This is a genomic window from Ruegeria sp. S84, from assembly GCF_056583445.1.
Genome location: NZ_CM152618.1, coordinates 670,403 through 682,077, shown reverse-complemented (window position 1 = coordinate 682,077; position 11,675 = coordinate 670,403). Strand labels below are relative to the sequence as shown.

At 57.0% G+C, this 11,675-nt stretch carries 11 protein-coding genes; 3 read left to right on the top strand and 8 right to left on the bottom strand.

Features of this window, described 5'->3' with window-relative positions:
* The first annotated feature begins 16 nt into the window (after nt 1–16).
* On the top strand, nt 17–1,456 hold the full coding sequence (locus AC1DFB_RS03485) for an amidase family protein (RefSeq protein WP_480922138.1): 1,440 nt from the start codon (nt 17–19) through the stop codon (nt 1,454–1,456).
* 271 nt (nt 1,457–1,727) lie between these two features.
* Here AC1DFB_RS03485 and AC1DFB_RS03480 read toward each other — a convergent pair whose 3' ends face one another.
* Nucleotides 1,728–2,489, bottom strand: coding sequence for an NAD kinase (locus AC1DFB_RS03480; RefSeq protein ID WP_170391948.1), 762 nt, complete (start codon nt 2,487–2,489; stop codon nt 1,728–1,730).
* Between the two features lie 168 nt (nt 2,490–2,657).
* On the opposite strand from AC1DFB_RS03480, the gene glyA reads away from it, so the two are divergent.
* Nucleotides 2,658–3,953, top strand: coding sequence for a serine hydroxymethyltransferase (gene glyA, locus AC1DFB_RS03475; RefSeq protein ID WP_170391950.1), 1,296 nt, complete (start codon nt 2,658–2,660; stop codon nt 3,951–3,953).
* A 68-nt stretch (nt 3,954–4,021) separates the two neighbouring features.
* Here the strand turns inward: glyA and AC1DFB_RS03470 are convergent, their stop codons facing one another.
* Nucleotides 4,022–4,396, bottom strand: coding sequence for a hypothetical protein (locus AC1DFB_RS03470; RefSeq protein ID WP_170391953.1), 375 nt, complete (start codon nt 4,394–4,396; stop codon nt 4,022–4,024).
* A gap of 89 nt (nt 4,397–4,485) precedes the next feature.
* Between AC1DFB_RS03470 and AC1DFB_RS03465 the strand changes: the two genes are divergently transcribed.
* The gene (locus AC1DFB_RS03465; RefSeq protein ID WP_170401328.1) at nt 4,486–5,244 is read left to right on the top strand and encodes an alpha/beta fold hydrolase; all 759 of its coding nucleotides are present in this window, start codon (nt 4,486–4,488) and stop codon (nt 5,242–5,244) included.
* On the opposite strand, the gene AC1DFB_RS03460 is transcribed toward AC1DFB_RS03465, so the two are convergent.
* From AC1DFB_RS03460 to AC1DFB_RS03435, 6 genes are all read right to left on the bottom strand, one after another.
* Nucleotides 5,245–5,430, bottom strand: a complete 186-nt coding sequence (locus AC1DFB_RS03460; RefSeq protein ID WP_170391965.1) for a hypothetical protein — start codon at nt 5,428–5,430, stop codon at nt 5,245–5,247.
* 83 nt (nt 5,431–5,513) lie between these two features.
* Complete coding sequence (locus AC1DFB_RS03455) at nt 5,514–5,906, bottom strand: rhodanese-like domain-containing protein (RefSeq protein ID WP_170420870.1); 393 nt, start codon at nt 5,904–5,906, stop codon at nt 5,514–5,516.
* A 72-nt stretch (nt 5,907–5,978) separates the two neighbouring features.
* Nucleotides 5,979–7,319 (bottom strand): HlyD family type I secretion periplasmic adaptor subunit, encoded by a 1,341-nt coding sequence (locus AC1DFB_RS03450; RefSeq protein ID WP_480922137.1) that lies wholly within the window; start codon nt 7,317–7,319, stop codon nt 5,979–5,981.
* A gap of 3 nt (nt 7,320–7,322) precedes the next feature.
* Entirely contained in the window at nt 7,323–9,629 is a 2,307-nt protein-coding gene (locus tag AC1DFB_RS03445; protein WP_480922136.1) for a type I secretion system permease/ATPase, read from the bottom strand.
* Between the two features lie 36 nt (nt 9,630–9,665).
* Nucleotides 9,666–11,420 carry a type I secretion protein gene (locus AC1DFB_RS03440; protein ID WP_480922135.1) on the bottom strand — a complete coding sequence of 585 codons (1,755 nt, stop codon included), beginning with the start codon at nt 11,418–11,420 and terminating at the stop codon, nt 9,666–9,668.
* Nucleotides 11,377–11,610, bottom strand: coding sequence for a hypothetical protein (locus AC1DFB_RS03435; protein WP_480922134.1), 234 nt, complete (start codon nt 11,608–11,610; stop codon nt 11,377–11,379). The genes AC1DFB_RS03440 and AC1DFB_RS03435 overlap by 44 nt, the downstream gene beginning before the upstream one ends.
* Nucleotides 11,611–11,675: the final 65 nt, after the last annotated feature.

Here is an 11,675-nt window from a genome sequence, read left to right as displayed (position 1 = left end):
GGTGAGGAGGACGAGCATGACACAGGGCGATATCTGGCGTTTTGATGCAACAGAATTGGCTGCGCTGACCCAAGCTGGCGAGTTGAGCGCAGAAGAGGTGATCAGTGATGCATTGGAGCGGATGCATCAGGTAAATCCCTCGCTGAATGCTGTCGTGGACGATCTGGGCACAGAAGCGTTAGAGCGTGCATCTGCGCTTGATCAGGCGCGCCGCAATGGTGCCTCGGTTGGACCGCTGCACGGGGTCCCCGTGACCATCAAAGTGAATGTCGACCAGAAGAACCATGCCACCACAAATGGTGTGGTTGCCTTGAAGGATGTCATTGCCCCTGATGACGCACCGGTGGTTTCAAACTTGCACAATGCGGGGGCCATTGTCATCGGGCGGACCAATACGCCCGAATTCTCGTTCCGCGCAGACACGGATAATCCACTTCATGGGCGTACTCACAATCCTTGGGGCCGCCATATCTCACCCGGTGGGTCGTCCGGGGGCGCGGGGGCTGCGGTCATGGCGGGCATCGGTGCGCTGGCTCATGGCAACGATATCGGAGGCAGTCTGCGCTTTCCGGCAGCGGCCAATGGCGCAGTTACGGTGAAACCGGGGCTGGGCCGCGTACCGGCCTGGAACCCCAGCCAGAAGGTGGAACGCGGGATGCTGGCACAATCGATGTCGGTACAGGGCTTGATCACAAGAAGCGCAAAGGACCTGCACCTTTCGATGCCCAGCCTGATCGCCCCGGACGCCCGCGACCCCTTCCATGTGCAAATGCCTTGGCGCGGCGCGGGGCCGGACGTCCCAATCAAAGTTGCGTTCACCAAAAATACGTTCGAATACGCTTTGCACCCCGAAGTGGACAAAGCGCTAAGTACTGCTCGGGAGGCGCTGGTAGATGCCGGATATATAGTTGAAGACATTGATCCGCCGGATGTGTTCGAATGCGGGCGCATCGGCTATCGCGCGCTGATGGGTGAAGTGCTGACGTTGATGAAAAACGATATCGAGGCAGCCGGGTCTCAAACCATTCGTGATATTTTCGAGGTTTATTTTCAGGAGTTTCCTCCTATCATAGGCGACGAACTGATTCAGGCGTTGGCGCAACGCAGCCATTACGCGCGCCAATGGTCGCTATTCATGCAGGAATATCCTTTGGTCCTGTCTCCATTCCTGCCGCAACCGTTCTTCAGACCCGATCGTGATACCGAAGGTGCCGAAGGCGTTCATGAGGTGTTAGGATGCGCGGTCTATTCTTATGCGATGAATTTCCTCGGGCTGCCCGCCGCCAGCGTTCCCGCACGCTTGGCCGAATTGCCGAATGGGCCGCAACCGATCAATGTTCAGATTGCTGCTCGACGCTGGCGTGAGGACATGGCGGTGGATGCAGCGGTCGCGATCGAAGCGCGTGTGGGGCAGATGGCTCCGATTCTGTGGGATCGAATGAGCGCCCAAACCTGAGACATCGTCACTCAGGCCTCACAAATGAAATAGACCCCGGGGTTTTGTCCCGGGGTCCGCATACTAAAATATGCCCGGATTAAGATGACGAGCGTAGCACCACCCACCCTCGCCAGCGCGAAAACTGCGCAACCATTCGAAAACACCTTTAGATGGCCACTCACTTCCACCTCGGCGTGTTCTCCGGGCAACTTGAAGTTAACAAACCCTTATCGCGTTGCATGTGAACTGGTTCACACAAGCGGTGGAAAAATGATCAACACACTGAGATTTAAGTAAATTGTTCAGAGATCAACCGTTCTTCCAGGCCGTGGCCAGGGTCAAATAAAATACGATGCTGGATCGCAATCTCAGACCTGATCTCGACCCAATCGATATCCGGAAACGATATGGAGTCGGCCGCAACGATAACCGGGCGTTTGTCAGCCTCGATCACATCGAATCTGACTTTCGCAACTTTCGGCAGCAAGGCGCCACGCCACCGCCGGGGGCGAAACGCGGCGATTGGCGTCAATGCCAGAACGTCCGCGCCAATGGGTACAATGGGTCCGTGAGCGGAATAGTTATATGCGGTTGAACCCGCCGGCGTGGCAAGCAATGCACCATCACACACGAGTTCGGCCATACGTACCCGCCCATCCACGCTGATCCGCAGCCGCGCTGCCTGCGGCCCCGCGCGAAGCAGCGAAATCTCGTTGATTGCAAGTGCTTGGTGCTTTTGGCCCGCCTGGTCCATTGCAGTCATCGCCAGTGGATTGATGACTTCTTCCTCTGCCTCTGCTAGCCGGGCCATCAGATCAACTTCGGCATATTCGTTCATCAGAAACCCGATGGTACCGCGATTCATTCCGTAAACCGGCTTGTCCAAGTGCTGGACGCCCTGCAATGTCTGAAGCATGAAGCCATCACCACCCAGCGCCACCACAACATCTGCGTCTCTCGGCGCTGCATTTCCGTAGCGCGCGACAAGCGCATCCCGGGCGGTCTGCGCAACCTTGGCATCGCTGGCCAGAAAGGCGATTCTCTTTGTCATGTTTTATAGTTTCCAGTGCTGCACATTTGGTTCCGAAACAAACATACCTTTCCGCAATAGGCCAGAGTTGACGCCATAGAGGGCCATTTCGTCGCTTTACAACCTTTCTGACACACGTCGTTTCCGATAGGAAATCCGCCAGATACACCCCAGCCATGCGGAGCGCACATGAACGCCAATCTTCGAGACAACGGATTTTTCACCCAGTCCCTCGCGGATCGTGACCCCGAGCTGTTCGGCTCGATCACATCTGAATTGGGCCGCCAGCGCGACGAGATCGAACTGATCGCCTCGGAGAACATCGTCTCTGCCGCCGTGATGGAGGCGCAGGGCTCGGTCATGACTAACAAATATGCCGAAGGTTATCCGGGCCGCCGGTACTATGGCGGTTGTCAGTTCGTCGACATTGCCGAGAACCTGGCTATCGACCGTGCCAAGCAGTTGTTTGGGTGTGAGTTTGCCAACGTCCAACCGAATTCGGGATCGCAGGCGAACCAAGGTGTATTTCAGGCGCTGATCAAGCCCGGTGACACCATTCTGGGAATGTCGCTGGATGCAGGTGGTCACCTGACCCATGGTGCGGCGCCGAACCAGTCAGGCAAGTGGTTCAACGCGGTACATTATGGCGTGCGCAAGCAGGACAACCTGATCGACTATGATCAGATCGAAGCGCTGGCAAAGGAACATAACCCCAAGCTGATCATCGCCGGAGGCTCGGCCATCCCGCGCGTCATCGATTTTGCCCGCATGCGTGAAATCGCCGATATGGTCGGCGCCTATCTGCATGTGGATATGGCCCATATCGCCGGTCTGGTTGCCGCAGGCGCGCACCCTTCGCCCTTCCCGCATGCGCATGTGGCCACCACCACCACGCATAAAACCCTGCGCGGCCCGCGCGGCGGCATGATCCTGACCAATGATGAAGCGATTGCCAAAAAGGTAAACTCGGCCATCTTCCCGGGCATTCAGGGTGGCCCACTGATGCATGTGATTGCTGGCAAGGCCGTTGCCTTTGGCGAGGCACTGCGTCCTGAGTTCAAGGACTATATCAAGCAGGTCGTTGTGAATGCGCAGGCCCTTTCAGATCAGCTGATCAAGGGTGGCCTGGACACTGTGACCCACGGCACCGATACCCATGTGGTTCTTGTCGACCTGCGCCCCAAAGGCGTTAAAGGCAACGCAACCGAGAAAGCTTTGGGGCGGGCACATATCACCTGCAACAAGAACGGTGTGCCGTTCGACCCCGAAAAGCCGACGATCACCAGCGGTATCCGTCTGGGCTCGCCCGCCGGAACCACCCGCGGTTTTGGTGAGGCCGAGTTCCGCCAGATCGCAGACTGGATCATCGAAGTGGTCGACGGTCTGGCCGCAAATGGCGAAGACGGAAACGGTGCGGTCGAAGCCAAAGTCAAAGCCGAAGTCGCCGAACTTTGCGCGCGCTACCCGCTTTATCCGAATCTCTGATCCAATACGGACTTAAAACAGAAAACGGCGCCCTGATCGGCGCCGTTTTTCTTTGAGGCCAGCAGCGTTCAGATATACCCGCGCCATCGTAGTACGAATACAGCCAACGCCGCCAACACGATCAGGCCCAACGCAAGCGAGCCAAGAAAGCTCAGGAACCATCCCCAACGTCGATCTGCCAGATTGATCGCGTTCAGGTGGCCTTGCACCTCGTCCGATGCTTTTTCGAGCCGGGGCATATCCAAAACCATCCGCAGTTTGGGATGCTCGGCCATCTGCTCGGCCTCTGCCAGAACCAAGGCCTGTTTATAGACCTTGCGCGGCAAACGCCGCTTCGCGCGACGGACCGAGGCAATCAGGGTCTTGTCTTTCACGCCAAGCTTTTTACGCAGCAACCGAATGGTCTCTGCGATCCGGGTCTGGATATCGATTTCCTGCGTCATTGGCGCCTCCTGACGGGACAATGTAGCCGCGCGTCACACCGGCGACAATGGGGCTGGTTGTTCCGCGCGGTGACGCGTATCACAGAAGCATGCTGAATACGATCATCCATGGCGACCCGACTGATCATCCGCCCCTGCTGATAGCGCATGGCCTCTATGGTTCGGCGCGCAACTGGGGAGTCATTGCGCGGCGACTGTCGGACGAAAGACAGGTGATCGCCGTCGATATGCGCAATCACGCCTACAGCTTTTGGGATGCTCAGCATGGCTACCCGGATTTGGCGCATGATCTGGCAAAGGTCATCGACAGCGTTGGCGGCATCGCCGATATCGTCGGGCATTCCATGGGTGGAAAAGCTTCGATGGTGCTGGCGCTGGAATATGGCGATCTGGTGCGCAAGCTGGTCGTCGCAGACATCGCACCAGTGGCATACAGCCACAGCCAGATTCAATTCATCGAGGCAATGCGGGCGGTCGATATGTCCCGCGTTCAGCGTCGTTCAGATGCCGAAGCACAGCTGGCCGATCTGGGCGTCGAAAAGGCGCTGCAGAGCTTTTTTACGCAGTCTTTGGATGTTGAGGGAGGCCGCTGGCGGCTGAACCTGGATGTACTGGCCAGCGAAATGCCAAAGATCATGGGCTTCCCCGAGATTTCGACCCATTGGGACGGCCCTGCTCTGTTCCTGTCCGGCGCAGCATCAGATTATGTGCAGCCCGAACACCGAGAGCAGATTCGCACCCTGTTTCCTGCAGCTCGCTTCGCCAAAATTCCCGGTGCGGGGCACTGGCTGCACGCCGAGAAACCCCGCGAATTCGAAGCTGCAGTCAGGACCTTCTTTAACGCTTAATCAAGCGCCTTGATACAGGCGTTTTGCCACCAGCCACGACACCGGCGCGGCAACAACCGCCCCTGCTGCTGCGGCGGAAACGATGGCCATCCAGGTCACCATTCCAACCGCTAGGACCGCAATCACGGCAGAACCCGCGATGGCTGTGGCGATCAAAGAATAAAGCGTGGCTGCTAGGCGTATCATGGCCAGTATCCTGTGTTTAAGCTTCTGGCCTTTACATTACAGCAACGGAATATGTGTGACTTTGATTTGGGTCAGATATGTAGCTACATCCCGCGATCCATTGGCCCGGTCGCCTCGCCGCCGCCATTCACCCAATCCGCAAACCCGCCCAGATTGTAGACGTGTAAATACCCCATATCCTTAAGCAGTTTCCCAGCCAGCGCCGCCCTGCCACCCGATGCACAATGCAGGATGATCACCCGGTCCTTGCGCAGTTCCGCGTCATGGGAAGGCAGCTCGGGATCGGCCCGAAACTCCAACATCCCGCGCGGGATATGATGCGAGCCGACCGCGCGCCCTGTCCTTTCAAGTTCAGGCGCATCGCGAATATCCAACAACAGGGCACCCTGCCCGATCAGTTCTTTGGCCCGGCTGGCATCGATACGCTCAACCACCGCGTTTGCAGCTTGCATCATGTCTTTGACCGTCAATGGCATTTGCGCCCCTCCAGGAAATGAATCCGTGAAAGGCTAACATGCAGAAAATTGAAGGTGTAGACGTTCAGACGCTTAATGTTCGCGGAAAGCACGCGACATACTGTCAACCACCGGCTTGGCGATATAGGCCGCAAAGGTGCGTTCCTCGGTCTGGATCATGATCTCGGCGGGCATTCCGGGTGTCGGCACGAAGCCCCGCACGCGACCCATCTCTTCCGTGGTCAGAGAAATGCGCGCCAGATAGACCTCTTGCGGCATACCGGCTGAGTCCTCAACCAGCGAGTCAGCCGAAACGTAATAGACCTCGCCCTCAAGCACTGGGGTTGTCCGTTGATTGAGCGCGACTAGGCGCACCGTGGCAATCTGCCCGGTGACCACACTGTCGATCTCGGTACGCGGGATCTGCGCCTCGATGATTAGCGGAGCATCGGCGGGCAGAATCTCAGCAATCTGTTCGCCAGTTTCGATCACCCCGCCCGGCGTGTGGTGATTAAGTCGCACCACTGTGCCTGTCACCGGTGCACGCACAACGGCACGGGCCAGAACGCTACGGGCCTGACGGGCTTTTTCACGCACACTTTCAAGATCGGCTTCAATAACGCCCAACTCGTCCAGCGCAGCCTCGCGGTAGGCTGAGCGGGTGCGCAGAATCTGCTCTTCATACTTCAGCAGCATCTGGTTTACCTCAGCCGTTTCAGCGCGCAGACGCGCCAGTTGACCTTCGGCTTCGGCCTGCACCCGGCGGATCGTATTCAGATCACCTTTGCGCACTAATCCTTTTTCAAACAACGAATATTTGGTCTCGTATTCTTCCTCGAGAATCTCTGATCGCCTTTCCATGCTGACCAATTGTGCTTCAAATCCTGACGCACGAATTTTCAACGCCTCCATGTTGCGCTGCAGCAAAGCAATATCGTTCAGCAGCGTCTTTCGCGATACATCAAAGCTGAGTTTCTGATTGTCGAGGATCGTCATGACCTCAACGTCGTCCGATGCTTCGATCAATCCGGGCGAAAACACGAGGGTTTCCTGTTCGCTATTCTCAGCCAGCAACCGTTCGGTCATTGCCTGAAGGCGAAGTTTGCGAATGAACAATTCGCGTTCACTCGCCTCGGCCGAGGTCTGATCCAAAGTCATCATGATCTGTCCGGCTTGAACAGATTCACCTTCCGAGACCAGAATGCTCTCGATGATACCGCCTTCCAAGTGCTGCACGATCTTGTTGCGACCGGTCGCGACAAAGCTGCCTTGCGCGATGACTGCAGCGGCCAGAGGTGCACGGAAGGACCAGACGCCAAAGCCGCCAAAACAGACAATAAGCATGATAAAGCCAATCACGATGAATTTGGTGATCGAGCGCGGAACCTCAGAGTACCAAAGACCGCCTTCATCGGTGCGTGCCACGTCGTTCATCGCTTAATCCCCCTTGCCCTGTATTTCGGGCGGTTGCTGGCGCGGCCCGTTGAGCTGTTCCAGCACCTGTTCGCGCTGCCCGAACAGCGCCACGCGCCCATCGGTCAGTAGCATGATCTTGTCGACAACATTCAACAGAGTCGGCTTTTGCGTAATCACTACAACGGTGATCTTGCTTTCCTTTGCTTGCTGAATTGCGCACGCAAGCGCCTTGTCACCTGCCACGTCGAGGTTCGAATTCGGCTCGTCCAGAACAACCAAACGTGGGTTGCCGAAGAAGGCACGCGCCAAAGCAATACGCTGCTTCTGACCACCTGAGAGAGGTGAGCCGTCGGCGGCCACAACAGTCTCATACCCCTGCGGCAGCGTTGCGATCATGTTGTGCACGTCGGCCAAAACGGCGGCATCGTGGATCTGCTCATCCGTGGCATCGGCACGCATCCGGCCAATATTGTCTTTGATGCTGCCGGGGAATAGCTGTACGTCTTGCGGCAGATAGCCAATATTTTCGCCAAACTGGCGGGGATCCCAGTTGCGGATATCCATCAGGTCCAGCCGCACACTGCCTGAGGTCGGCAGGATCGACCCCACCAGCGTTTTACCAAGTGTCGTTTTGCCTGCGCCTGAATTCCCGATGATCGCCAGAGTTTCACCTGGGTTCAGCGCAAAGGTAATCCCATTCAGAACCACCCGCTTGGTGCCGCCTGGGACATATAGCAGGCGTTCGACATCCAACCGCCCCTCAGGCCGTGGTAGGCGCAGTTTTTCATATTGCAGGGCCGAGTTCGACAGCAGAGCCTTGATCCGCCCAAAAGCGCCGCGCGTAAGCAGGAAGGTATTCCAACCCTCGATTGATCCTTCGATCGGCGCGAAAGCCCGCCCCGCGATGATCGAGGCGGCGATGACCATACCGCCGGTAATTTCACCTTGAAGGGCCAGAAAGGCGCCCCAGCCCAGAATGCCGATCTGCGTCAAAAGACGGACGGCACGCGAAATGGCCGCGAAGATCACGTTGCGATCCTGCGCCTTGACCTGCCATGTCAGCGATTGTGCGGTGTCACGCCCCCAGATGCGCACTGCCTCGGGGATCATCGCCAAAGCGTTGATGATCTGACTGTTGCGCGACATTGAATCCAGATGCTGGTTCGCCAGGGATTGCGCCTGGTTGGCCTTGGCGAAGGGCTTGGCAGTCATTTTCTGGTTGATCAGCGCGATAATCATCAGGATCACAGCGGTCGTCACCACAATCATCCCAAGTTGCGGATGCACCAGAAAGATCATCAGGATGAACAGTGGTGCAAATGGTACATCCAGAAATGAGATCAGAGTGCCCGAGACCAGAAAGCCCCGCACCTGTTGCAGATCCCCAAGTGTCTGATATTCGCGTCCGTTGCCGTGCAGCGAGGCATGGGCCGCAGCGCTAAGAACCGGGGCACCAAGACGGGCGGCGACCTCGACCGCTGTACGCATCAGCATGAACCGACGAACGGCATCAAATGCGGCTTGAAAAATGACTGCTCCGGCAACGATTGCCGTCAGCATGATCAACGTATCCAGCGAGCGACTAGTCAGAACCCGGTCACTGATCTGAAACAGGTAGATCGGGATCGCTAGGATCAGGACGTTGGTCGCGCAGGTCAGCACCAGCACAAAAGCCAGATTGCGCCAGATGGCGCGCAGTGAGGTACGCAGCGTCTTCTGGAAATCCTCAGGCGGCGTGCGTTTGTGGAATGTTTGGGGTGGCCCCTTGCCATCGCCACCACCCGTCCCCGGGCGCAGCAAGGGTTGGTTGGCCTTGGCCTCGATCGTGGTGCCCATGCGGTCTTTACCATCCGACGGCGCAGAGGGGGTCATGCGTGCAGTCGATTGGTCGGCGGTTTCACAATCGGGGGCTTCGGTATCGGCCACCCCAGTGTCGCCACCCGCAGGATCCTTATCTTGCGCGGGCCGCGACGACGCGCGCCGAAGGGGAGAACCAGCGCGCGGTTGTGATGTTTGATCCAACTGCTCTGCCTGGGTCTGCCCCGGATTATCCGGTTGTGTCGTCGCCTGAGGCGCTTCTGATTGCCGCGATCGTTTCGCGGGCCCGGCAACCGGGGTGTCACTTGCTTCCGGGGTCTCTGGTTTGGTTTCGGGTTCCGCCAGTTGCATATCACTTGTCAAACGCAGGCGGGACGCTGTTTTTGCAAGTTTACTTTCATTTGGTTTTGCTACCCGATTTCGGGGTTCCAGGGTCAATGGGCCTCCGCCTCCGTGCCGGTCCAATGGGCTTGCAAAACGGGTGCGGCGCGACGAAAAAACGATCGACATAAACTAACCTTCCGGTCACTCGTAAATCAGGAAATATTAGGCCAGCATGGTCTGCAGGCCATCGGAGGAATTCGCCATTTCGCTTGGCGTGAGATCGTTACCGTTAGGCCCAATGCCATTGTCGTGACCTGGCATACCCGCCTCTTCCATGATGGCGGCGATTGCCTCGTTGGTCATCTCGGCGATGTCCTCATTCGTGGGCATGTCAAGCAGGCTTGCCTGATGCAGTAGCAGGTCAGAAAATGCCCCATCCTGAGCCATAACGACCGAATCCACGCCGGCCTTGGTTACATTGGCGGCGTTCAGCATCGCATTGCTGCCTGCCAGAACCTCGGTCTCGTCCGCGTGGGGACCATTCAGATATACGTCATCCTGATCGGCAAGCATCGTCGATTGCTCGGCCACGTTGACCTGAACCAGCGATCCATCGATCTTGAGGACCCGCATCTGCTCCATGCCAGCAAACATCGGATCGTTCATTAGCGCCTCTTCCAGCGCTGCCATGTCGTCCTCGCCCATGGTCATGGCGTCGGCCATGGAGTCGTGCATCGCCTGATACGTATCTTCGCCTTCTTTCTTGAGAGAAACCTCGTTCATAACCAGGTTCTCGTCCGATCCATCGATGGGTCCGGGCAATCCGCCCATCACCACATCGTCATCCAATAATACGTGCGTCTGGACAAACGCATCGACCGATATCATGTCGCCTTCGATCATGATCAGGTCATAATAACTGCCAAGTTGAAGAATATTGGTGACATCAATCAACTCGTTGTCACCCAACGCATACAGCGTGGTCGTCGCGCTAATCTCGGCATCAATATGATCGATATCCGTTGCGTCGATGTCCTGCTTGACAAAATTTGCAACGATCAGGTCGGTCGTAATCCAATCAACATGCACATATGCCGGGGCATCGTCTTCACTTGAGCCTTTCTTAAGCCAAGGGGCTGAGTTGCCTTCGACCTCGATCGTCGACGAGTGCACCACATTGGTGCCCGAGCCGCCATTCGTGCCCTTGTCTGTGTCAGATACAACGGCGACCTGGCTCACCATGGCCAGTTCGATTGCTTTCCCACCGACCGCAATATAAGGCGCATCGACCCAGGCCACAGTTGCGTTCACCTCGTTGATCGCAAGGTTGCCGCCTGCGATCACCGTGTGACCTTCGGCAAATTCGTCTTCCTCGTCCTGAGCCCATTCGGCGGGCATCATATCGGGCGTTTCGTCTTCTTCTTCCTCGTCCGGTCTATGATGCGCAGGCAGAAGATCTTCCCATTCCGGGGCTTCGTCCACATACTCACCATTGACGATCACGCCCATCGCGTCTTCGCCGTGGAACTGATAAACAACCGCGCCTTCAACTTCGACATTGATCGGGGCCAACATCGCTTCGGCCAAAGACTCGACGTATTCAACCGACAAGTAGTCCGAGATCGAGAACGAGGGCACGGCAAACGCGTGCATCGATGCTGCGACCTGCGCAGCCGCCTCGGCCAATGCGATCAACTGATCGACATCGCGGAAATCTCCCTCGCCGACAACGTCATTGTCGCGCAGGAAAATCGTCTGGAACGTGTAGGTCACAGCAGACCCGATAAGCTCTGTCACAATCTCCAGCTGCTGCTCGATCACAAACGTTGCACCTAGGCCGGTTGTCGCTTCGGGTAACGGCGGACCGTCTGAGAGTGGTGGTTCAAGTACAACGACCGTTTCAAATTCAGGGCCGTCGGTTGGGGGTGGAAGTTCAGGAGTGGCGGGGGGTGTCAAACCGATAGGAAAGCGGACCATATTTGCCTGGGTCCAATTCAAGATCTGCCTTGATCCGGATCTTTGCGGGTTCTTCCAGTTCGTCCAGTTCCGCCTTGCGCCGCATGGCGGTGAACTCTTCGTACTGATCCCTCAACCGGGCTTTTTCAATCGTAAGATCAAAAGATCCAATAAAGTGTGCAATCTTTTCGGTAACACTATCGAATGACATTTCGATGATCCCTTACCCCCTTGCCGACTAAAATTTCCGGTTCGGGATTTTCTGGGCCGAGGCCA

What these genes read in the sequence shown, in the direction of transcription:
- AC1DFB_RS03485 (WP_480922138.1), top strand. Translation starts at nt 17, where the DNA reads ATGACACAGGGCGATATCTGGCGTTTTGATGCAACAGAATTGGCTGCG.
- AC1DFB_RS03480 (WP_170391948.1), bottom strand. Translation starts at nt 2,489, where the DNA reads ATGACAAAGAGAATCGCCTTTCTGGCCAGCGATGCCAAGGTTGCGCAG.
- glyA (WP_170391950.1), top strand. Translation starts at nt 2,658, where the DNA reads ATGAACGCCAATCTTCGAGACAACGGATTTTTCACCCAGTCCCTCGCG.
- AC1DFB_RS03470 (WP_170391953.1), bottom strand. Translation starts at nt 4,396, where the DNA reads ATGACGCAGGAAATCGATATCCAGACCCGGATCGCAGAGACCATTCGG.
- AC1DFB_RS03465 (WP_170401328.1), top strand. Translation starts at nt 4,486, where the DNA reads ATGCTGAATACGATCATCCATGGCGACCCGACTGATCATCCGCCCCTG.
- AC1DFB_RS03460 (WP_170391965.1), bottom strand. Translation starts at nt 5,430, where the DNA reads ATGATACGCCTAGCAGCCACGCTTTATTCTTTGATCGCCACAGCCATC.
- AC1DFB_RS03455 (WP_170420870.1), bottom strand. Translation starts at nt 5,906, where the DNA reads ATGCCATTGACGGTCAAAGACATGATGCAAGCTGCAAACGCGGTGGTT.
- AC1DFB_RS03450 (WP_480922137.1), bottom strand. Translation starts at nt 7,319, where the DNA reads ATGAACGACGTGGCACGCACCGATGAAGGCGGTCTTTGGTACTCTGAG.
- AC1DFB_RS03445 (WP_480922136.1), bottom strand. Translation starts at nt 9,629, where the DNA reads ATGTCGATCGTTTTTTCGTCGCGCCGCACCCGTTTTGCAAGCCCATTG.
- AC1DFB_RS03440 (WP_480922135.1), bottom strand. Translation starts at nt 11,420, where the DNA reads ATGGTCCGCTTTCCTATCGGTTTGACACCCCCCGCCACTCCTGAACTT.
- AC1DFB_RS03435 (WP_480922134.1), bottom strand. Translation starts at nt 11,610, where the DNA reads ATGTCATTCGATAGTGTTACCGAAAAGATTGCACACTTTATTGGATCT.